The organism is Streptococcus penaeicida, assembly GCF_002887775.1.
Taxonomy (GTDB): Bacteria; Bacillota; Bacilli; order Lactobacillales; family Streptococcaceae; genus Streptococcus; species Streptococcus penaeicida.
Genome location: NZ_LOCM01000024.1, coordinates 134065 through 155543, shown reverse-complemented (window position 1 = coordinate 155543; position 21479 = coordinate 134065). Strand labels below are relative to the sequence as shown.

General features: G+C 37.8%; 19 protein-coding genes and 2 pseudogenes. 18 read left to right on the top strand and 3 right to left on the bottom strand.

What is annotated here, in order from left to right; all coding sequences use genetic code 11:
* The first annotated feature begins 5 nt into the window (after positions 1-5).
* The 9 genes and pseudogenes from AT575_RS06895 (at position 6) to AT575_RS06855 (ending at position 9015) form a co-directional block, all read left to right on the top strand.
* Entirely contained in the window at positions 6-1166 is a 1161-nt protein-coding gene (locus tag AT575_RS06895; RefSeq protein ID WP_102777714.1) for a nucleotidyltransferase, read from the top strand.
* Positions 1167-1200: 34 nt separating this feature from the next.
* Positions 1201-1917, top strand: a complete 717-nt coding sequence (locus AT575_RS06890) for a MerR family transcriptional regulator (RefSeq protein WP_102777713.1) — start codon at positions 1201-1203, stop codon at positions 1915-1917.
* A 117-nt stretch (positions 1918-2034) separates the two neighbouring features.
* The gene (locus AT575_RS06885; protein ID WP_102777712.1) at positions 2035-2871 is read left to right on the top strand and encodes an SDR family oxidoreductase; all 837 of its coding nucleotides are present in this window, start codon (positions 2035-2037) and stop codon (positions 2869-2871) included.
* A 141-nt stretch (positions 2872-3012) separates the two neighbouring features.
* Positions 3013-3728 (top strand): annotated as a pseudogene (locus AT575_RS06880) (YebC/PmpR family DNA-binding transcriptional regulator).
* Between the two features lie 134 nt (positions 3729-3862).
* Positions 3863-4690 (top strand): amino acid ABC transporter substrate-binding protein, encoded by an 828-nt coding sequence (locus AT575_RS06875; RefSeq protein ID WP_102777710.1) that lies wholly within the window; start codon positions 3863-3865, stop codon positions 4688-4690.
* Between the two features lie 263 nt (positions 4691-4953).
* Positions 4954-5799, top strand: a complete 846-nt coding sequence (locus tag AT575_RS06870; RefSeq protein WP_102777709.1) for a MetQ/NlpA family ABC transporter substrate-binding protein — start codon at positions 4954-4956, stop codon at positions 5797-5799.
* Between the two features lie 95 nt (positions 5800-5894).
* Positions 5895-7265: a M20/M25/M40 family metallo-hydrolase gene (locus tag AT575_RS06865; protein ID WP_102777708.1), complete on the top strand. Its 1371-nt coding sequence runs from the start codon at positions 5895-5897 to the stop codon at positions 7263-7265.
* Positions 7258-8322, top strand: a complete 1065-nt coding sequence (locus AT575_RS06860) for a methionine ABC transporter ATP-binding protein (RefSeq protein ID WP_102777707.1) — start codon at positions 7258-7260, stop codon at positions 8320-8322. Before AT575_RS06865 ends, AT575_RS06860 begins: the two co-directional genes overlap by 8 nt.
* Positions 8323-9015: a methionine ABC transporter permease gene (locus tag AT575_RS06855; protein WP_102777706.1), complete on the top strand. Its 693-nt coding sequence runs from the start codon at positions 8323-8325 to the stop codon at positions 9013-9015.
* 538 nt (positions 9016-9553) lie between these two features.
* On the opposite strand, the gene ktrA is transcribed toward AT575_RS06855, so the two are convergent.
* The 3 genes from ktrA to rsmG all read right to left on the bottom strand — a co-directional run bounded on the left by ktrA (position 9554) and on the right by rsmG (position 12410).
* Positions 9554-10225, bottom strand: a complete 672-nt coding sequence (gene ktrA / locus AT575_RS06850; RefSeq protein WP_102777705.1) for a potassium uptake transporter gating subunit KtrA — start codon at positions 10223-10225, stop codon at positions 9554-9556.
* A gap of 10 nt (positions 10226-10235) precedes the next feature.
* Entirely contained in the window at positions 10236-11612 is a 1377-nt protein-coding gene (gene ktrB, locus AT575_RS06845) for a potassium uptake transporter channel subunit KtrB (protein WP_102777704.1), read from the bottom strand.
* An 84-nt stretch (positions 11613-11696) separates the two neighbouring features.
* Positions 11697-12410 carry a 16S rRNA (guanine(527)-N(7))-methyltransferase RsmG gene (gene rsmG / locus AT575_RS06840; RefSeq protein ID WP_102777703.1) on the bottom strand — a complete coding sequence of 238 codons (714 nt, stop codon included), beginning with the start codon at positions 12408-12410 and terminating at the stop codon, positions 11697-11699.
* 145 nt (positions 12411-12555) lie between these two features.
* Here rsmG and AT575_RS06835 point away from each other — a divergent pair, with 145 nt between their 5' ends.
* The 9 genes and pseudogenes from AT575_RS06835 to der all read left to right on the top strand — a co-directional run bounded on the left by AT575_RS06835 (position 12556) and on the right by der (position 21292).
* Positions 12556-13113: a LemA family protein gene (locus tag AT575_RS06835; protein ID WP_102777702.1), complete on the top strand. Its 558-nt coding sequence runs from the start codon at positions 12556-12558 to the stop codon at positions 13111-13113.
* 33 nt (positions 13114-13146) lie between these two features.
* Positions 13147-14042, top strand: a pseudogene (htpX, locus tag AT575_RS06830) (zinc metalloprotease HtpX).
* A gap of 199 nt (positions 14043-14241) precedes the next feature.
* Positions 14242-14775, top strand: coding sequence for a YceD family protein (locus AT575_RS06825; protein WP_102777701.1), 534 nt, complete (start codon positions 14242-14244; stop codon positions 14773-14775).
* 226 nt (positions 14776-15001) lie between these two features.
* Positions 15002-15688, top strand: a complete 687-nt coding sequence (gene covR / locus AT575_RS06820) for a two-component system response regulator CovR/CsrR (RefSeq protein WP_102777700.1) — start codon at positions 15002-15004, stop codon at positions 15686-15688.
* 8 nt (positions 15689-15696) lie between these two features.
* A complete protein-coding gene (locus AT575_RS06815; RefSeq protein ID WP_102777699.1) occupies positions 15697-17175 on the top strand; it encodes a HAMP domain-containing sensor histidine kinase in 1479 nt (492 codons plus the stop codon).
* Positions 17176-17367: 192 nt separating this feature from the next.
* Entirely contained in the window at positions 17368-17859 is a 492-nt protein-coding gene (nrdR, locus tag AT575_RS06810; protein ID WP_071793628.1) for a transcriptional regulator NrdR, read from the top strand.
* Positions 17846-19033 carry a replication initiation and membrane attachment family protein gene (locus AT575_RS06805; protein WP_102777698.1) on the top strand — a complete coding sequence of 396 codons (1188 nt, stop codon included), beginning with the start codon at positions 17846-17848 and terminating at the stop codon, positions 19031-19033. Before nrdR ends, AT575_RS06805 begins: the two co-directional genes overlap by 14 nt.
* Positions 19034-19936 (top strand): primosomal protein DnaI, encoded by a 903-nt coding sequence (gene dnaI, locus AT575_RS06800; RefSeq protein WP_102777697.1) that lies wholly within the window; start codon positions 19034-19036, stop codon positions 19934-19936.
* A 45-nt stretch (positions 19937-19981) separates the two neighbouring features.
* Positions 19982-21292 carry a ribosome biogenesis GTPase Der gene (der, locus tag AT575_RS06795; protein ID WP_071793625.1) on the top strand — a complete coding sequence of 437 codons (1311 nt, stop codon included), beginning with the start codon at positions 19982-19984 and terminating at the stop codon, positions 21290-21292.
* Positions 21293-21479: the final 187 nt, after the last annotated feature.

The following is a 21479-nucleotide window of genomic DNA, read 5'->3' as shown; positions in this document are numbered from 1 at the left end:
GTTTTATGGCTGTTACAGGCATTGTAGCTGAATTTAATCCTTTCCATTATGGCCATAAGTACCTGCTTGAGCAGGCAGAAGGCCTGAAAATTGTGGCCATGTCGGGCAATTTCGTCCAGCGTGGTGAACCGGCAATTGTTGATAAGTGGACTCGGGCCCAGATGGCACTTGAAAATGGTGCAGATATTGTGGTCGAGCTCCCTTTTCAAGTAGCTGTTCAGTCGGCTGATTATTTTGCTCAGGGGGCTGTCGATATACTTGCTAAAATGGGTGTAGATACTTTGGCTTTCGGCACAGAAGAAGAGCTGGATTATAGTGAGATTGCTCGGGTTTATGAGGAAAAAGCTGAGCAGATGACGGCTTTTCTTGAGACGCTAGATGATTCCCTCTCTTACCCTCAGAAAACCCAACTAATGTGGGAAAAGTTTACTGGGATTGATTTTTCAGGTAATACCCCAAATCACATACTGGCTTTGGCCTACGCAAAGGCTAGCGCGGGCAAGAATCTGCGACTACAGCCCATCAGAAGGCAGGGCGCCGCATATCATTCCCAAGAGAAAAATCAGCTTATGGCTTCCGCAACGGCCATCCGCAAACACATTTCAGACCCAGAATTTTTAGAGCAGGCAACCCCCAGCGCGGAGTTGATTCTAGTCTCACCGCACTTGTCTTGGGACAACTTTTACCCCCTTTTAAGGTATCAGCTACTAACTCATCCCGACTTGACCCAGATTCCGCAGGTTAACCAGGAAATGGCCAGTCGCATCAGCTCGGCAATTGCGAGCGCAGCGAGCTTGGAAGACCTAGTGGAGCAAGTGGCTACAAAACGCTACACTAAAGCCCGTGTTCGCCGGCTCTTGACCTATATCTTGGTTAATGCTCAAGAAGCACCTTTGTCGCAAGGGATTCATCTTTTAGGTTTTACGGAAAAGGGCCAAGCTCATTTAAAAGGGTTGAAAAAATCAGTCCATTTAATCAGTAAAATTGGTGCCGAACCTTGGGATAAACCAACACAGCAGGCTGATTTGGTCTATCGACTAGGCCATTCTGACCTGCCAGAACAAACTTCGGGCGAAGCCCCATTAGGATTTCAAAAAATGAACTTGGTTGATCCAAGTTTTTTTATTTTCTGCTTGACCCTCACCTTAGGTAATAGTTTATACTAGACTTATGCTAGCAATGATGAGAAAGGAGGACAGTATGAAGACTGTTAAAGAAGTTAGTCAATTAACAGGGATTACCATTCGAACCCTGCATCACTATGATAAAATTGGCTTATTAAAACCGTCAGTCATTAAGGAAAATGGCTATCGTTATTATGATGATGACAATTTACGAAGATTACAAGAAATTTTACTTTTCAGAGAATTAGAATTTCCTCTTAAGGCCATTGACCAAATCCTCAACCACAGGTCTTATGACCGTAAGCAGGCACTTAGGGACCACATAACATTACTGGAATTGAAAGAGGCAAAGCTAAAAGCATTATTAGCTTTTGCTAGAGATTTAGAAAAAGGAGCAGTTACAATGTCATTTGAAGCATTTAAAGAAAAAGAATATGAAACATATCAAGCCGAAGTAAAGGAGCGTTGGGGCACAACCCAGGCTTATGCAGAATTTGAAGCAAAAAAAGGGAAATTAGATTATCAGGAGGTCAGTCAAGAGATGTCAGCCATTTTCGCCCAATTTGGTGTCTTGAAAGATTTGGCTCCAGACCACGAAAAGGTGCAAGCTCAGGTTAAAACATTGCAAGATTATATCACAAATCATTTTTATACATGCACAAATGAGATACTAGCTGGCCTAGCTCAAATGTATGTGGCCGACAAACGCTTTAAGGAAAATATTGACCAAATGGGTGGCCCTGGAACAGCCGATTTTGCGTCAGATGCCATTGCTATTTATTGTCAAAAATAAAAGTTAGTCAAAAGCCATTTTTCAAAATTTTTTTCGAATACTAAAGTAAGGGCTAAAACTAAAATATAAATGCATTCTTGATTCCATGATATAATATTTTGGAATAAGGAGATTGCTATGACAAAAATTGCGATTACTGGAGTTACTGGAAAGCTTGGTGGCTATTTAGCTGGTCAATTGGCCAAGTTGGATATTGAAAGCCGTCATTTGGCTAGAAGACCAGAAAAGGCACAAACATATGCTAATGCTGAGCTTGTTCAGTCTTTCTATGATGAGTCAGATAAAACAATCAAGTCTCTGACTGGGATTGAGGTATTATTTATGATTTCGGCTCGTGAGAGTTTGTCACGACTTGATGAGCATAAAGCCCTCTTGCGTGCTGCTCAAAAAGCAGGTGTCAAGCATATTATTTACACTTCATTCATGAATGCAAGGCCTGATGCAATCTTTACCTTGGCCCGTGATCATGCTTGGACGGAGTCTTATATCAAAGAATTGGGCTTTACCTACACCTTTTTGAGGGATAATTTTTATCAGGATATGTTTTTGGAAATAGCTGAGCAGGCTAGCTTTTTAAGAGGTCCAGCAGGGCAAGGAAAAGTCTCTGCCGTACTCCGTTCAGATGTGGCAGCTGTTGCTTTAAGAATCCTCCAAGAACCCGCAAAATGGGAAAATCAGACCTTGAACTTAACGGGACCGCAAGCCCTATCATTAGAGAAAATGGCTACCTTATTGTCCCAGTATTTGGGTAAAGAAGTCACTTATTATGATGAAGGGCTAGAAGAAGCTTATGAGTGGCGTAAACAGTGGCCAGTTGAAGACTGGCAGTATGATGCCTGGGTCTCAACTTACACAGCCATTGCCAATGATGAATTGTCATTAGTCTCTAATGACATTGAAAAGGTTTTGGGGAGACCGGCAACTTCTTTGCAAGACTTCTTGAAAAATCGCTGATGAATTTTTTAGCCACTGGCTTCTTATTTTCCATTTTACCAATTGCCCTCAAAGTGCTATAATAATAGAGTTAATGAGACAGCTCTGCTATTTTCAAAAAAGAGAGCTTTAAAAAAATACACTTATAACGAGGAGAATCCAATGGGACGTAAATGGCCAATATTGTTGCCAAAAAAACTGCTAAAGACGGAGCTACTTCAAAAGTTTATGCTAAGTTTGGGGTAGAAATCTATGTTGCTGCTAAGCAAGGAGATCCAGATCCAGAATCAAACTCTGCGCTTAAATTCGTTATCGATCGTGCGAAACAAGCGCAAGTGCCAAAACACGTTATTGATAAAGCCATTGATAAAGCAAAAGGTAACACAGATGAGACCTTCGTTGAAGGTCGTTATGAAGGCTTCGGTCCTAATGGTTCAATGATTATTGTTGATACTTTGACATCAAATGTAAACAGAACGGCTGCTAATGTTCGTACTGCCTACGGTAAAAATGGTGGGAACATGGGTGCTTCAGGTTCAGTTGCTTATATGTTTGATAAAAAAGGGGTCATTGTTTTTGCTGGTGATGACGCAGATGCTATTTTCGAATTGCTCTTAGAAGCTGATGTCGAAGTGGATGATGTTGAAGCAGAAGAAGGAACAGTTACGGTTTATACCGCGCCAACTGATTTACATAAAGGGATTCAAGCCCTTCGTGATTCAGGCATTTCAGAATTCCAAGTGACCGAATTAGAAATGATTCCACAAAGTGAAGTGACACTTGAAGGTGAAGACTTAGAAAAATTTGAAAAATTAGTAGATGCACTAGAATCTGACGACGATGTGCAAAAAGTTTACCACAACGTTGCTGATTTCTAGGCAATACTATTGAAAGAGCCACAAGGCTCTTTTTATGATACCATTTGCTTATCACAGTGATTAAGAATGGGTATTAGTCGCCTTGGTTATTTGGTGGTAGAATAGGACAATAAGATTGAATAAGGAGTTTTAGAATGACAATTAAAAAAACAAGTGCTCTTCTTGCAGTGACTTTGGTGGCAGGTGGGCTTTTAGCAGCTTGTGGCAATGACAAAGCTGTTAGCAAGAATGATAAAGAAAGCATTACTTTTGCGACCGTTGGAACCACAGCTCCGTTCTCATACGAAAAAGATGGAAACTTGACAGGTTATGATGTAGAAGTGGCAAAAGCTGTTTTCAAAGGCTCTGATAAGTATAAAGTTAATTTTAAAAAGACAGAATGGTCTTCCATTTTCACTGGCTTAGATTCTAGCAAGTACCAAATGGCTGGAAATAATATTTCCTTTACTCAAGAGAGAGCTAATAAATACCTCTTCTCATACCCAAGTGGTACAACACCATCTGTTTTGGTAGTACCTAAAGACAGCGACATTAAATCATATGCTGATATTAAAAACCACTCAACTCAAGTGGTACAAGGGACAACTACAGCAGCCCAATTAGAAGATTTCAATAAGAAAAATGCTAATGCAAAAGTTGAACTTAAATACACTAACGAAAATATCACGCAAATGCTAAGCAATTTGAGTGAAGGCAAGGCAGACTTCAAAATCTTTGATGCCCCAACAGTCAATGCTATCATCAAAAATCAAGGATTGGATAATCTTAAAACCATTCCATTGGAAAGCAAAGAGCAACCTTTCATCTACTTTATTTTTGGTCAAGACCAAGAAGACTTACAAAAATTTGTTAACAAACGTCTGAAAGAATTGGAAAAAGACGGCACTTTGAGCAAGTTAGCTAAGGATCATTTGGGTGGCGACTACGCGCCAAAAGCTGAGCAGCTAAAGTTACCAAAATAAAAACTTTCAACCCCCTCACTCAACCCTCCTCCTAAAAATGCAAACAACTCTGGAAAAAACTCTAGAGTTGTTTTTTATTTTGAAAACAAGTCTTTCTTGGCCTAAGGCTTCAAAGAGAATGGCCAATGAATACAACAAATAAGATGGAAGAATTAGTTCAGATATAGTTTAAAACTATATATATAACTAATTTTTATCAATTTGAAAACTATAACGAGATAAGCTAGAATAATAACATAACAAATTGAAAAGAGGAATCTTAGATGACATATAAAAAAATACTTAGTTTGGTTGGTATAACCTTAGCTTCAACATTATTAGTTGCTTGTGGAAACGGTCAAAAGGATAACAAAACCTTAACCGTTGGTGTAATGACCAAAACAGAATCTGATGAAGCACGTTGGGATAAGGTTGAAGAAAAATTAAAGGAAGATGGAATAACACTCAAATATAAGGAATTTACAGATTACTCTCAACCTAATAAAGCAGTTGCCAACGGAGAAGTTGATGTCAATGCTTTTCAACATTATAATTTTTTAAATAACTGGAATAAAGAAAATAAAGAAGATTTAGTTGCCATTGCGGACACCTACATCAGTCCGATTCATTTGTTTTCTGGCACAAACCAAAAAGGAAAAGCCAAATACACTTCTGTAAAAGACCTACCTAAAGGGGCACAAATTGCAGTTCCAAATGATGCAACAAACGAGAGTCGAGCACTTTATGTTTTACAAGCAGCTGGCCTGATTAAACTGAATGTCTCTGGTGATAAACTAGCAACGATTGCCAATATTACAGAAAATAAAAAAGATCTTGATATCAAAGAATTAGATGCCAGTCAAACGGCTCGTTCCTTAACATCGGCGGACGCGGCTATTGTTAATAATAGTTTTGCAGTTCCAGCAAAAATTGATTTTAAAACATCACTTTACAAAGAAAAAATTGATAAAAATTCAAAACAATGGATTAATGTCATCGCAGGACAGAAAGATTGGAAGAAATCTGAAAAAGCTGAAACTATCAAAAAATTAGTCAAAGCTTACCACACGGACGACTTGAAAAAAGTCGTTGATAAAACTTCTAAAGGGATTGATGTTCCTGTTTGGTAAAAATTTTAGTGAAGAGGCTGGGAGCGTTGCCCTAGCCTTTCTCCTGTTATAAAGCTACATGGAATAAACTATCCAAACGAAAGGATTGCTGATTTATGACTCTTAAAAAAAATCACTATGATCAAAAGTTATGGCATGATTCAACCATTAATAACTATTTTGAGGAATTGAGAACCATTATTGGAATGAAATCAATTTTTGCTCAACAGGTCGGACTGGAAACTATGGCTGACCATTTAGCTCAGCTCTTTGAAAAAGCAGGGGCTGAAGTTATTGTGGACAAATCTTATCAAGCACCTTTTGTTTTAGCTCAATTTAAAAGCCCAAAGCCAAATGCTAAAACTTTAATTTTTTATAATCACTATGATACTGTACCAGCTGATAGTGACCAAGTGTGGACATCAGACCCCTTTACATTGACCATTAGAGATGGTATCATGTATGGTCGAGGAGTTGATGACGATAAGGGACACATTATAGCTAGACTAACGGCAGTAAGTCGTTACCTTCAAAGTCATGATGATTTACCCATAAACATTACCTTTATCATGGAAGGGGCAGAAGAATCAGCTTCTCTTGATTTGGATAAGTATTTGACCAAATACCAGGCAAAGTTAAGTCAAGCTGATCTCCTTATCTGGGAGCAAGGAATCCGAAATGAAAGAGGCCAATTAGAATTAACGGGTGGAAATAAGGGGATTCTGACCTTTGATATGTCTGTTAACAGTGCAGCAAGTGATTTGCATTCTAAGTTTGGAGGGGTGGTGGATTCTGCCACTTGGTACTTAATTGAAGCTATAAGCAGCCTGCGGGATTCGGAGGGTAACCTCTTGGTGCAAGCTGTTTTGGAGGATATTAAAGAACCTAGCCAGCGTGAAATTGACTTGGTTGGTCAATATGCCACCGAAGATGCGGAAGGGCTTAAAGCCTTGCATGGTTTGACTCTACCCTTACTTGAAGCAGACAGGGAAGCTTTTTTGCAAAGATATTATTTCAAACCAGCTGTAACTATTCAGGGTATGTCATCAGGCTATCTGGGATCAGGTGTTAAAACTATTATTCCTTCTCAAGCTTGGGCGAAAATGGAAGTTAGGTTGGTTCCAGGTTTAGACCCAAATAAAGTCTTTGAGGCTATTGGAGACCACTTAAGGGATAAAGGCTTTGAACAAGTGGAATTGACTTATACTTTAGGTGAGAAGAGTTATCGTAGTGACCTATCAGCTCCTGAAATAGGCAGATTAATTAAAATCATTGAGGATAATTACCCGGGAGGGGTATGTTTGTTACCGACTTCTGCTGGGACAGGCCCTATGCATACTGTTTTTGAAGCACTTGAGGTACCGATGGTATCACTGGGACTGGGAAATGCTAATAGTTCGGATCATTCTGGTGATGAGAATGTTCTGATTGCTGACTACTTAAATCACATCACATTAATTGAGGAGTTTATTAAAAGCTATGAGTAAAGCAATGATACAATTGGATCATATTGACATCACTTTTCAACAGGGAAAGCGACAGATTGAGGCTGTTAAGGACGTGACTGTCCATATCAATCAAGGCGATATTTATGGAATTGTCGGCTATTCTGGAGCTGGCAAATCGACACTAGTGCGCGTGATTAACTTACTTCAAGCACCCACAGCAGGTCAGATTCATGTTGATGGAAACTTGACTTACAAAGATGGGAAAGTTGTTCTCTCTAGCCAGGATTTGCGGAATATGAGGCGTCAGATTGGGATGATTTTCCAACATTTCAATCTTATGGCCCAAAAAACAGCCAAAGAAAACGTGGCCTTTGCATTGCGTCATTCCGGCTTAAGCAAGTCAGAAATTGAAGAAAAAGTAGCTCGTCTCCTCGACTTAGTTGGTTTAAGTGACCGAGCTGATAATTACCCATCCCAATTATCAGGTGGACAAAAACAGAGAGTGGCCATTGCGCGTGCTCTGGCAAACGACCCTAAAATTTTGATTTCCGATGAAGCAACATCAGCTCTAGATCCCAAAACTACTAAGCAGATTTTAGCCTTGTTACAAGATTTAAACCGAAAATTAGGTTTAACCATTGTCATGATTACCCATGAAATGCAAATTGTTAAAGATATTTGTAATCGTGTCGCAGTGATGCAAAACGGATCATTGATTGAAGAAGGTTCCGTGTTAGATATCTTTTCAGATCCTAAAGAGACCTTAACGCAAGAATTTATCCGTACAGCAACGGGCATAGATGAGGCTTTGGAAAAAATTAACCAACAAGAAATTGTTAAAGACTTGCCCAAAGGGGCTTTGTTAGTTCAATTGAAATATGCTGGTCATACCACTGACGAGCCAATATTAAATCAAATTTATAAAGATTATGAAGTAACTGCTAACATACTCTATGGTAATATTGAAATTCTAGATCAGGTTCCAGTTGGTGAAATGGTTCTGGTTCTTGAAGGGGACGAGACGAATCTAGTTTTGGCAGAAAAAGCACTAGCTAAAGCAGGTGTTGATTTAACTGTATTGAAGAGAGGAGCATAAATGTCTAGTTTGATTCAAACTTATTTACCAAATGTCTATCAATTAGGATGGTCTGGTGATGCAGGTTGGGGCTTGGCCATTTGGAATACCATCTATATGACCATTGTCCCTTTTATTGTTGGGGGCAGTATCGGTCTTTTCTTAGGCTTACTTTTGGTTTTGATGGGGCCAGGGGGGGTCATTGAAAACAAAGCTGTTTCTTGGGTTTTAGATAAAATCACTTCGATTTTCCGGGCTATCCCATTTATTATCTTAATTGCTATTTTAGCTAGTTTTACCTATTTGGTTATGGGGACTATCTTAGGAGCAAATGCTGCATTAGTTCCATTAACTTTTGCGACATTCCCTTTCTTTGCTCGTCAGGTACAAGTTGTTTTTTCAGAGCTTGACAAAGGGGTTATTGAAGCTGCTCAGGCATCAGGAGCAACCTTTTGGGATATCGTTCGTGTCTATTTAAGTGAAGGGTTGCCAGATTTAATTCGCGTTTCAACAGTAACTTTGATTTCTCTTATTGGCGAGACAGCAATGGCTGGTGCAATCGGAGCTGGTGGACTAGGAAACGTAGCTATTTCTTATGGTTACAATCGTTTCAATAATGATGTGACCTGGGTAGCTACTCTTATCATTTTATTACTGATTTTTGGTATTCAATTCACCGGTGATCGATTAACGCGCCGCTTTAGTCACAAATAAACTAAAAAGCTAGGACGAAGTCCTAGCTTTTAGAGTAAGGGTAAGGTATATAGTTTTCACTTTTTTGATGCTTTTCTATGGTGGTTTCGGACGGCAGCGACTCACTTCGTGATTCCATGCCTAAATCTGGAGCCTAAGGTCTCCAAATTTCCGAGTGGCTAAATATGAGAAATGCCACTTTCACCACTATAGAAAAGCATTTTTTTTGCTTGTAATACCACCATTTTTGTCTTTAGAATCCTTATTTAAGAGCTTTATGAAAAGAGTAATTCAAATAAAGTGCTTTAAATAAAGGAAATTTAACAATGGTTAATAACAAAAAACAAAAAATATCCATAATCAATATAGCATTTATGTACTTGATAGTCTTACCATAATGGATTATTATTTCTAGTCACTAAGATTATTGTCATTTCGTTCACTCATAACACAATTAATATCACCTACTCAGCAAAAGCTAGGACGAAGTCCTAGCTTTTTGAATATTCTCCTAAGAATGACTAAGAGGATTAGTTTTTCTGAGAATATTATTTTACTTTTATTTCAGATAGCCTAAGTAGTCGAATTTTTCAAAGGTATGGTCATTGGCGATGGCGACGATAATAGTGTCAGCTTCTAAGGGTTCCGTTGGGTTGAGATTTGGGTCTAAGTCACTTTCCTTAGCATGTCTGGTACCAATAATGTTGAGTTCGTATTTTTGGCGGACATCCAATTCTGTTAAGGACTTGCCAATCCAACTTTGAGGAATTTGAAAATTAATCATGGAAATGCCATGCTCTAGATAAATAATACTTTCAATATGGTGTTTTAAGATATTTGAGGCAACTTGTTTACCAGAATCACGTTCAGGCGTGATAACATTTGTGGCTCCAATTCCATATAAAACTTCCTCATGAATTTTATTTTTTGCCTTAGCAATAATAGCAGGCACCTTCATTTTTTTACAATGCATAATGGCTAGGACTGATGATTCCAAGTTATTACCTGTAGCTATAACTACTGTATCACACTGGTCAATTCCTACTGATAATAGAAAATCATTGTCAGTCATATCGCCAACGGCAGCCTTAGTGACAAGATTACCGATTTCATTAACATTGGCTTCGCTGGTATCAATTGCGATGACGTCTTGGTCAAATTGACTTAATTGTCTAGCTACTGTTCGTCCAAAAATTCCTAAGCCTAAGACACCGACAGTTTTACGTTTCATTTCTGTTCTCCTATCCTACTAAGATATCAGTTGTTGCATAGCGAATGGTTTTTTCTTTCCGTTGAATTAAACTCAATAAGAAAGTGATGGGGCCTACCCGACCGATAAACATTAAGAGCATGATGATAACTCGGCCTGCTGTTGATAATTTTGGTGTTAAATCCATGCTGACCCCAACAGTATCAATAGCGGATACAGCTTCAAATAAAAGGGCAACAGGGTCTAAATTAGGCTCGACGCCTAAGAGCAGAATATAACCAGTAATCAAGACCGAGAAGAAGAAAATAAGGACTGACATGGTCTGCTTAATTGTCTTGCTAGCGATGATTCGATTATGAAAAGTGACTTCAGACTGGCCAGAAAGTTCTGCTTTTAATAAGAGTAAAGTAATAGCCACTGTTGTGACTTTAATACCACCAGCTGTTCCTCCAGGTCCTCCACCGATAATCATCTGGCTCATGTATAAAAAGTTTGTTGGTGCTAGCGTATCTAGATAAGAAAGACTAGCAAAACCAGCAGTTCTCATGGTAACGGTCTGGAAGAAGCTAATCATTAGTTGTTGGAAAAAGGTATAGTTAGCAATAGTTTTAGGATTGTCTTTTTCTAAGTACCAAGTGATGAGGGTTCCTGCAAGTAAAATTATAGCAGTTGTTTGCAGGACCAACTTGGTCTGATTAGAGAGTTTGCGATAGAAAAGGCCGTGTCGTTTAGGTTTTTCGATGAAAAAGCGCTTAAGATTATCAACCAAATCATGCCAGACGGCAAAACCGATCCCTCCGAAAATGATTAAGAAAGCAACGATAAAATTTATTAAGGGATTTAAGACAAAATCTTGGAGACTTGAACTGTTAAAATTATCAAAACCTGCATTACAGAAGGCAGAAACAGCAAGAAACAGGCTATTGAAGAGCCCATGTTTGAGTCCAAATCGTGGAACAAAATCTATGGCAATAATCAAAAAAGCAATTCCCTCAATGATAAAAGTAATCTTATAAGCAAAGAAGAGAAAATCTTTGAGGTTTTTACTATCGCTTCGGTTGAGGGCAGATTGGAGCAGGGTATGGCCAGATAAATCCATTTTACGTTGTAAAGCATAAGTACTGAAGGCAATTAAGGAAACCAAACCTAAACCACCGATTTGCATTAAACAGATGGTCACTAATTGTCCTAAGCCATTGTAGGCTTCAGAGACTGGTATAACTGAAAGCCCAGTTACACAAACCATGGAAACAGTATTAAAAAGATGGTCCAGGTAATAGGTTTCTGGGCCATTTGGGTAATGCATAATGGGCAGTGACAAGAGTAAGCTGCCTATTATGATAACAGATGCAAAACTTAGGGACAATTTTTGGGTTACCGTCCAAGTTCTGATAGTTGGTAGTCTCATAATTCCTCCTTAAGGTATCATATCCATCATATCAAATTTTAAGAAAATAAGCTAAATCGCCACAGCGATTTAACTTTTTTGACATTATAAGGGATTTTTTGCAGGGGTTCCTGCTTTACGAGGGTATTTATTTGGGGTTTCTTTTTTCTTTTCGACAATGGTCATATAGCGTGAGTCACCATTTGGTAATTGGTAGTGGTGATTTTCAATGACTTGAGCAAATAATAAGCGAAGAGCTTTCTGAGCATCCTCTATCTCTTGGTCAGCAGCTTGAGCTTTTAAGGCGATTAATTGTCCTCCAACTTGCAAGAAAGGAATGGTTAATTCTGACAGGACTTGCATCCGTGCGACAGCGCGAGCTGTCACTAGGTCAAATTGAGAGCGGAAGCTCTTGTCTTGGCCAAAGTCCTCTGCTCGGCCATGATAAAAAGCAACCCCACTAAGATCAAGTTCTTCTGCTAAGTGGTTTAAAAAGGTGATGCGCTTATTTAGGGAATCAATAATGGTCACTTGTAGTTGGGGGAAGATGATTTTCATGGGAATTGACGGGAAACCAGCTCCGGCCCCAATATCAAGGAGTTGAACAGCTTCGTTTTTGATGTATCCTTGAAGAACAGGCGCGATAGAATCATAGAAGTGTTTTAGATAGACATCGTCTCTTTCTGTAATAGCTGTTAAGTTGATTTTTTGGTTCCATTCAACAAGAGTCTTGAAATAAGTTTCGAATTGGTCTTTTTGTTTTTGGTTAAGTGGGAATCCGGCTTCTTCTAAAGCCAGGTAGAATTCTTCTGGAGTCATGCTTTTCCTCAATATCTGATTTTTTACTATTTTAACATAAATAGAGAAAGAACTAAATGAAAAATAGCTGCTGGAAAAAGCTTGACAGTTGCTATTGCGCTGAAAATTGCTATAATTGAGTCAATAGATAAAAAGGAGAATTGCTATGTCACTTGCACTTATCATTATTGTTATTCTTGTCCTCTTAGCTATTTGGCTAATGGCTAGTTATAATAGCTTAGTCAAAAGCCGTATGCAAACTAAAGAAGCTTGGAGTCAAATTGACGTTCAATTAAAAAGACGTAATGACTTAATTCCAAACTTAATTGAAACGGTTAAAGGTTATGCTGCCTACGAAGAAAAAACTTTCGAAAAAATCACTGAATTGCGTTCACAAGTTGCTCATGCTTCAACACCAGCAGCAACCATGGAAGCGTCTAATGAATTGACTAAACAAGTTGCCAGCTTGATTGCTGTTGCAGAAAACTATCCTGATTTAAAAGCCAATACTAATTTCTTGAAATTACAGGATGAATTGACTAATACTGAAAATAAAATTTCTTATTCTCGTCAATTGTTTAATACAACAACATCAAATTATAATGTTAAATTAGAATCATTCCCTAGCAACATTGTTGGTAAATTATTTGGTTTCAAACCAAGTGAATTTTTACAAACACCAGAAGAAGAAAAAGCTGTTCCAAAAGTGGACTTTAATTTCTAATTTTTTCAATAGCGTTATAGAAAAGGGGAGAAAATGCTTTATCAACAAATTTCTCAAAATAAGCGTCGAACCATTGTTCTGATCCTTGCCTTTTTCATCTTACTTACCTTATTGGTGGTGCTGCGGGTTATATTCTAGTTGAATCTTATCAGTTAGGTATGGTTTTAGCCTTAATTATTGGTGGCATATATGCCCTAAGCATGATTTTCCAATCGACAGCAGTTGTCATGAGTATGAATAATGCTAGAGAAATTAGCGTCGAACAGGCCCCTGATTTTTTCCATATTGTTGAAGATATGGCAATGGTTGCACAGATACCCATGCCAAAGGTTTATATCATAGACGATCCTGCTCTCAATGCTTTTGCCACAGGGTCAAGCCCTAAAAATGCAGCGGTAGCAGCGACCTCAGGTCTTTTACAAGTCATGAATCGGGAAGAATTAGAAGGTGTTATCGGTCACGAAGTTAGTCATATTCGTAATTATGACATTCGAATTTCGACCATTGCCGTTGCTCTAGCAAGTGCCATAACGCTAATTTCGAGTATCGGTAGTCGCATGATGTGGTATAGTGGTGGTAGTCGTAGTCGAGATGATAATCGAGATAGTAGTGGTTTAGGGATAGTACTCTTAATTTTCTCACTACTGTCACTGGTATTAGCCCCTCTTGTAGCAACATTGGTACAACTTGCCATATCTCGTCAAAGAGAATATTTAGCTGATGCAAGTTCAGTCGAGCTAACGCGTAATCCAGAGGGAATGATAAAGGCCTTAGAAAAGTTACAAAATTCTCAGCCAATGACTCACAAAGTTGACGATGCAAGTGCAGCCTTATATATTAATGAGCCACGAAAAAAAGAAAACATCTCATCTTTATTTAGTACCCACCCACCAATTGCAGATCGGATTGAACGTCTGCGCCATATGTAAGAGTTTAAGAAATTCTTAAGCTCTTCTTTTTATAATAAGATAGTATTAAGTTTTCTGTTTATCTTATTAAATAAATTCAATGAAAAATCTGTCAATAATTTTAAAGAATGAAAAAGAAGAAGCGTAATTTTCACAAAAAATATTTGACAAATTCTTAAAATAATAGTAAAAATAAATTAGAGTTTTATTAGGAGAAAAAATGATTAACATTACAGAAATCAAAAAAAGACAAGAGGCGCTTTCATTTAATCAAATTCTTGACATTAAAGAACAGCTTCTTGAACGGGATCCATCAATTATAGATGTCAAAGATGTACAGGTGAAAGGTCATATCCAGTATGATCAAGGTCTTTATTTACTAAACTACCAGCTTACTTACACCTTAACATTACCATCGAGCCGCTCAATGCAAGCTGTTGAACTTAATGAAGAGCAAGCTATTGAAGAAATTTTTATTGAAAAAAATGACGTTCAAGTCAAGGCAGATTTAGTAGAAGATAATCTTGTTTTAGTCTTGGAAGAAGATGCTATTAGTTTGGAAGAAAGTGCTATTGACAATATTTTACTAGCAATTCCTTTACAGGTTCTGACGCCGGAAGAACAAGCATCAGATAACTTGCCTTCTGGAAACGATTGGGAAGTCCTAACAGAGGAGCAGTACCAAGCCTTGAAGGCTGAAACTAAGAAAGAAAATAACCCTTTTGCTAGTTTAGATGGACTGTTTAATGAATAAAACTGACTATTTAAGAAAATTGTAATTTTTGATTGAAAAATTTGCGACACTCTGATATACTCTATACAGTATCTGATTAGTTATGAAATAAGATGTATTACCAACCTGATGTTAATCAAGAATAGATGTCCTAGAGACTAATAGATAACAATATAAACTCTAATAAAAACGGAAATACTTTTGATAGCGGACTTAGCTTAAAATCAAAAGGAAAAGGAAAAAAATTATGTCAAAGAAAATTCTTATTGTTGAAGATGAAAAAAATCTTGCACGATTTGTTTCATTAGAACTTCAACATGAAGGTTATGAAGTAACTGTTGAAGTAAATGGTCGTGAAGGCTTGGAAACTGCGCTTGAAAAAGATTTTGATTTAATCCTACTTGACCTTATGCTTCCAGAAATGGATGGTTTCGAAGTAACTCGTCGTTTACAAACTGAGAAAACAACTTACATCATGATGATGACTGCTCGCGATTCAATTATGGATGTTGTTGCAGGTCTTGACCGTGGTGCTGATGATTATATCGTAAAACCATTTGCAATTGAAGAATTATTAGCTCGTATTCGGGCAATCTTCCGTCGTCAAGATATTGAAACTGAGAAAAAAGCGCCTAGTCAAGGCATTTACCGTGATTTAGTATTAAATCCACAAAACCGCTCAGTGAATCGTGGTGATGATGAAATCTCACTAACAAAACGTGAATATGATTTGTTAAACATTTTAATGACAAACATGAACCGTGTTATGACGCGCGAAGAATTACTTTCAAATGTTTGGAAATATGATGAAGCTGTTGAAACAAACGTTGTAGATGTTTATATTCGTTATCTTCGTGGCAAAATTGACATGCCTGGACGGGAATCATACATTCAAACTGTTCGTGGAATGGGTTATGTCATCCGCGAAAAATAAAATGACTTATGAAAAAACAGAAATTATTAAAATATAAAAGATCTTTACCAAAACGCCTGTCTAGTTTATTCTTTGTATTATTTTTCTGCATTTTTTCAGCCTTTACTTTGTTAGCTTATTATTCAACTGATTATTTTTTAATCAAAAAAGAAAATCAAGCTATCAACCATACAATTGATTTAGTTAGAGTTCGTCTGTCAGAGGTGAACTCTAATTTTACATTTCATAATCTACTGGATACCCTTTATCAAAATGATAAAGAACAAATTAGAGTTGATTCAAGTAAAGGGGATAATTTCATCCGGAGTAAACGCGATTTGACCAATATCCTTGATGTCAAACAGGATATCTATATCTATAATAATAAGGGTAAGATGATTTTCACAACAGATGAAACCAATTTTACTTATGAGTTATATGGACCGTTAAATAAGGTCTTTAAGGATGAAGTGGAAGGTCAATACCGAGGAATTTCGATTACAAAAAAAGTTTATGCCAATCACGGGCATAAATTTTTAGGATATGTTTCAATCTATCAGGATCTAGAAGACTACTATGTTATCAGAGCCCGTCTCCTTTTATGGTTGATTTTTGTTGAGTTCTTTGGAACCTGTCTAGCTTATGGCATTATCTATTTTTCAACCCGCAGATTTTTAGGGCCATTGAAGGATTTGCACGAAGTCATGCGCAATATTTCAGAGAATCCCAACAACTTGGCTCTGAGGTCGTCAATAACCTCCGGTGATGAAATTGAAGAACTGTCAGAAATCTTTGATACCATGCTAGATAAGGTTGAGAATTATACCAATCTCCAGTCGCGATTTATTAGTGATGTCAGCCATGAGCTCAGAACTCCTGTTGCTATCATAAAGGGTCATATTGGTCTCCTTCAAAGATGGGGGAAAAATGACCAAGAGATTCTTGAGGAAAGCCTTTCAGCGGCAGGTCATGAAGCTGATCGGATGGCTATTATGATAAATGATATGCTAGATATGATTCGTGTTCAAGGATCTTTTGAGGGTCACCAAAATGATCGCACTGTTTTGGAAAATTCTATAGAAACAGTTATTGGAAATTTCAGAGTCTTAAAAGAAGACTTTGTCTTTAATTGGACACCTCGTGCTAGCCAAACAAGTGCACGAATTTATAAGAATCACTTTGAGCAAGCTTTGATGATATTGATTGATAATGCTATCAAGTATTCTCGCAGGGAAAAAGAAATTACCATTGACTTAGAAACGACTAGTCAAAATGCTATTCTAAAAGTCAGCGATAAGGGTGAAGGTATTTCAGAAGAGGATATTAAACATATCTTTGAACGCTTTTATAGGACTGATAAATCACGAAATCGGACTAGTACTCAAGCTGGTTTAGGAATTGGGTTATCAATTTTAGAACAAATCGTTGAGGGCTATCATTTGGAGATGAGAGTCGAAAGTGTTTTAAATGAAGGTTCAACCTTTATTATTTCAATCCCAATTGATTAATAAAAATCGGAGCTATCCTTTAGATTTTATTTTTGTCATAGAGTGCTTTAAAAAGTCAGTTGAAAATTGCTGGCTTTTTTCTGATTTTTGGCAAATTGGTCCCCTAATTGAGGGGAGTCCTAGCTTTTGTTATCTTTGTTTTTATGGTAAAATAGAGTACTAGATTATTTCCGTAGAATTGGGGTGTTTTTCGTGCGTTGTCCAAAATGTAACTATAATAAATCAAGTGTTGTTGATAGTCGTCAAGCAGAAGATGGGAACACAATCAGACGTCGTAGAGAATGTGAGAAATGTCATACACGGTTTACAACTTTTGAGCGCTTAGAAGAACTCCCTTTATTGGTTATCAAAAAAGACGGTACGAGGGAGCAATTTTCACGAGATAAAATTCTCAATGGGGTTGTTCAGAGTGCTCAGAAAAGACCTGTTTCAAGTACTGATATTGAGAATTTGATTTCTCGGATTGAACAAAAGGTTCGTGCTGATTATGAAAACGAGGTCTCAAGTACGGCTATTGGTAACTTGGTCATGGAAGAACTGGCTGAACTAGATGAGATTACTTATGTTCGTTTTGCCAGCGTCTACAAGAGCTTTAAAGATGTTGACGAGATTGAAGAGCTCTTACAACAAATTACAACCCGTGTACGAGGAAAGAAAAGTAGCGTGACTAATGAAACCAAATGATACTTTTTATTACCTAAAACATAATAAAATAGCTTTCAATGCTAACAGTCTCATTAAAGTCTATCAACCTATTATCGGAAATGATGCCTTAGCACTTTACAATTATTTGATTCAATTTTCTGATGAAGGTCGTCGAGAACATAAATTTACTGAAATTCTCAATCATCTTCAATTTGGAATGAATCGTTTTGAAGAAGCCTTGGCACTTTTGACAGCTATGGATTTACTTGTTTTTTATAAAAAGCTAGATCATTATTTGCTAAAATTAAATGCCGCACTTGAGGTTGATGAATTTATCAGTAATCCTATCTTGCGCCGCCTACTTGAGCAAAAAATTGGTGAACTTGCTGTTTCGGAAATGGATATCAAAATTCCTAAAGATGCGCAGGATATTTCTAAGAAATTTTCTGATTTATTTGGTAAATTCCAATCACAAACGCCAAAAACCGTTAAGACGACAAAATCTAAGGTATCCTTTGATTTGGACAGCTTTAAACAATTGATGACTCGTGATGGGCTTCAGTTTGCTAATGAACAGGAAGATGTGGTTAAACTTTTTAGCATTTCTGAAGAGTATAAGATGACCTGGTTTGATACCTATCAACTAGCCAAAGCAACAGCTATCAACTACAAAATTTCACCCACACGGATCGTCACCCAGAAGAAACAAGAGTTGGCAGCACCGCAAGCGACTAGCGACTTTAGCCAAGCGGAATTAGCGGTTATCCGGGAGGCAAAAGCTGACAATGCGCAGCTATTCTTAGAAAAAATAAAAAAGGTGAGACGGGCAACTGTCACTAAGGATGAACGAAACTTACTTGTGACTTTAGCTGAAATGGGCTTTTTGGACGAAGTGATTAACATCATGGTGCTTTACACCTTCAACAAGACTAAATCGGCCAATCTTCAGAAAAATTATGTGATGAAAATGGCTAATGATTTTTCTTATCAGGGCGTGGCCAATGCTGAAGAGGCAACCATGAAAATGCGCTCCTTTGAAGAGCGAAAAGCACAGACGACGCGTCCAAAGGGCAAGCCTGCTAAGAGTAATGTTCCAGAGTGGAGCAATCCTGATTATCAAGAATCCACAAGTGCTGAGGAACAAGAGGAACTTGATCGCTTTAAAGAGCAAGCTTTGAAACGTTTAGAAAATTTAAGAAAAGGTGGTGATTAGATGGAAAAAATTGGAAAGACCATGGAAAGATTGGGGTCTGAGAATCGTGTTGATTCGAATCAATTGGTGCAAAAGATTTTAGCAGATCCGGAAATTGCTGCCTTTATCACCCAGGAAGGCATGACTGAAGAACAAATTAAGCTCAGTTTGTCTAAGTTTAATCAATTCTTACTGGAACGCCATAGATACCAAACAGGTGATGTCACTTATATTGCAAAGGGCTATGCCCCCATCTTAGTCATGAATGAAGGCTATGCCGATGTTTCCTACCAAGAAACAAAGGAATTAATTGAGGCTAAGAAAAAAGCTGCCATTTCGGAAAGAATTAATTTAGTTAATCTGCCAAAATCTTACCGAAATATTCAAATGTCGGACTTTGATATCAATAATGCCAGCCGGATGAAAGCTTTGTCAGAGATTTTAGATTTTGTTGAGCAATATCCTAATCCTGGTCAAAAAGGTCTCTATATTTATGGAGATATGGGGATTGGTAAATCTTATTTTATGGCTGCTATGGCGAGAGAGTTATCTGAACAAAAGAGAGTGTCAACAACCTTACTTCATTTTCCAACTTTCACCATTGATGTTAAAAATGCTATTTCTTCTGGATCTGTTAAGGAAGAGATTGATGCTGTCAAAAATGTGCCTGTTTTAATATTGGATGATATTGGGGCAGAGCAAGCTACTTCATGGGTTCGTGATGAAGTGTTACAAGTTATTCTCCAATACCGAATGTTAGAAGAATTACCGACTTTCTTTACTTCAAATTACAGCCTGGCTGATTTGGAAAGAAAATGGGCTACTATCAAGGGGAATGATGAAAGTTGGCAGGCTAAACGAGTTATGGAACGTGTGCGCTACTTGGCGCGTGAATTCCATCTCGAAGGGGCCAACCGCCGTTAATAATTAAATGAGTTTTGTCTAACGAGACAATAAAAAAGGAGAATCATGGCTTTACCTACAGTTGCCATTGTTGGACGCCCGAATGTGGGCAAGTCCACATTATTTAACCGAATTGCAGGAGAACGTATTTCCATCGTTGAAGATGTGGAAGGCGTCACACGTGATCGTATATACACAACCGGAGAATGGTTGAATCGAAAATTCTCATTGATTGATACTGGTGGTATCGATGATGTAGATGCTCCATTTATGGAACAAATTAAGCACCAAGCCCAGATTGCAATGGATGAAGCAGATGTTATTGTCTTTGTCGTTTCTGGTAAAGAAGGGGTAACGGATGCGGATGAGTATGTTGCTAAAATGCTCTATCGTACCCACAAACCAGTTATTTTAGCCATTAATAAAGTGGATAATCCAGAAATGCGTAATGATATTTACGATTTCTATTCACTAGGTCTTGGCGATCCTTTCCCACTATCCTCAGTCCATGGTATTGGTACCGGTGATGTTCTTGATGCTATTGTTGAGAATTTACCAGTAGAGGAAGCTGAAGAAAATGAAAACATTATCCGTTTCAGCTTGATTGGTCGACCAAACGTAGGGAAATCAAGTTTAATTAATGCTATCCTGGGTGAAGACCGCGTTATAGCAAGTCCAGTCGCTGGGACAACTCGTGATGCTATTGATACCAACTTTACAGATGCTGAAGGTCAAGAATTTACCATGATTGATACGGCAGGGATGCGTAAATCTGGTAAGGTCTATGAAAATACAGAAAAATATTCTGTTATGCGTGCCATGCGTGCCATTGACCGTTCAGATGTTGTTTTGATGGTCATCAATGCTGAGGAAGGTATTCGTGAGTATGACAAACGCATTGCTGGTTTTGCTCATGAAGCTGGTAAAGGGATGATTATTGTGGTTAATAAATGGGATACCATTTCTAAAGACAACCACACGGTTTCTAAATGGGAAGAGGAAATTCGTGATCAATTCCAATTCTTAAGTTACGCACCGATTATTTTTGTTTCTGCTGTGACGAGACAACGTTTAAGCAAATTACCTGAATTAATCAAGCGGATTAGTGACTCACAAAACCGTCGGATTCCTTCAGCTGTTCTTAACGATGTTATCATGGATGCTATTGCCATTAATCCAACACCAACAGATAAGGGCAAACGTCTTAAAATTTTCTACGCAACACAAGTTTCTGTTAAACCACCAACTTTTGTTATCTTCGTCAACGAAGAAGAGTTGATGCATTTCTCTTACTTACGTTTCTTAGAAAATCAAATCCGTTCAGCTTTCACGTTTGAAGGAACTCCAATCCATCTAATTGCCCGTAAGCGTAAATAATTGCTTTCTGATTTAAGGTGGTTCAGATTAGTAGTGAATGCTTCAGTGTAAAATCTGCTGCGTGGATGTGATTGAGCTGTAAAGGTCACTGAATAAATGAAATTAAATAATCAAAAAGGTTAGGAAAACTCTTAGCCTTTTTTGGCGTAGCCAATTCTTTAAATAGTGAAAAAGCGTAGGAAAAATG

What these genes read in the sequence shown, in the direction of transcription:
- AT575_RS06895 (WP_102777714.1), top strand. Translation starts at nt 6, where the DNA reads ATGGCTGTTACAGGCATTGTAGCTGAATTTAATCCTTTCCATTATGGC.
- AT575_RS06890 (WP_102777713.1), top strand. Translation starts at nt 1,201, where the DNA reads ATGAAGACTGTTAAAGAAGTTAGTCAATTAACAGGGATTACCATTCGA.
- AT575_RS06885 (WP_102777712.1), top strand. Translation starts at nt 2,035, where the DNA reads ATGACAAAAATTGCGATTACTGGAGTTACTGGAAAGCTTGGTGGCTAT.
- AT575_RS06875 (WP_102777710.1), top strand. Translation starts at nt 3,863, where the DNA reads ATGACAATTAAAAAAACAAGTGCTCTTCTTGCAGTGACTTTGGTGGCA.
- AT575_RS06870 (WP_102777709.1), top strand. Translation starts at nt 4,954, where the DNA reads ATGACATATAAAAAAATACTTAGTTTGGTTGGTATAACCTTAGCTTCA.
- AT575_RS06865 (WP_102777708.1), top strand. Translation starts at nt 5,895, where the DNA reads ATGACTCTTAAAAAAAATCACTATGATCAAAAGTTATGGCATGATTCA.
- AT575_RS06860 (WP_102777707.1), top strand. Translation starts at nt 7,258, where the DNA reads ATGAGTAAAGCAATGATACAATTGGATCATATTGACATCACTTTTCAA.
- AT575_RS06855 (WP_102777706.1), top strand. Translation starts at nt 8,323, where the DNA reads ATGTCTAGTTTGATTCAAACTTATTTACCAAATGTCTATCAATTAGGA.
- ktrA (WP_102777705.1), bottom strand. Translation starts at nt 10,225, where the DNA reads ATGAAACGTAAAACTGTCGGTGTCTTAGGCTTAGGAATTTTTGGACGA.
- ktrB (WP_102777704.1), bottom strand. Translation starts at nt 11,612, where the DNA reads ATGAGACTACCAACTATCAGAACTTGGACGGTAACCCAAAAATTGTCC.
- rsmG (WP_102777703.1), bottom strand. Translation starts at nt 12,410, where the DNA reads ATGACTCCAGAAGAATTCTACCTGGCTTTAGAAGAAGCCGGATTCCCA.
- AT575_RS06835 (WP_102777702.1), top strand. Translation starts at nt 12,556, where the DNA reads ATGTCACTTGCACTTATCATTATTGTTATTCTTGTCCTCTTAGCTATT.
- AT575_RS06825 (WP_102777701.1), top strand. Translation starts at nt 14,242, where the DNA reads ATGATTAACATTACAGAAATCAAAAAAAGACAAGAGGCGCTTTCATTT.
- covR (WP_102777700.1), top strand. Translation starts at nt 15,002, where the DNA reads ATGTCAAAGAAAATTCTTATTGTTGAAGATGAAAAAAATCTTGCACGA.
- AT575_RS06815 (WP_102777699.1), top strand. Translation starts at nt 15,697, where the DNA reads ATGAAAAAACAGAAATTATTAAAATATAAAAGATCTTTACCAAAACGC.
- AT575_RS06805 (WP_102777698.1), top strand. Translation starts at nt 17,846, where the DNA reads ATGAAACCAAATGATACTTTTTATTACCTAAAACATAATAAAATAGCT.
- dnaI (WP_102777697.1), top strand. Translation starts at nt 19,034, where the DNA reads ATGGAAAAAATTGGAAAGACCATGGAAAGATTGGGGTCTGAGAATCGT.
- der (WP_071793625.1), top strand. Translation starts at nt 19,982, where the DNA reads ATGGCTTTACCTACAGTTGCCATTGTTGGACGCCCGAATGTGGGCAAG.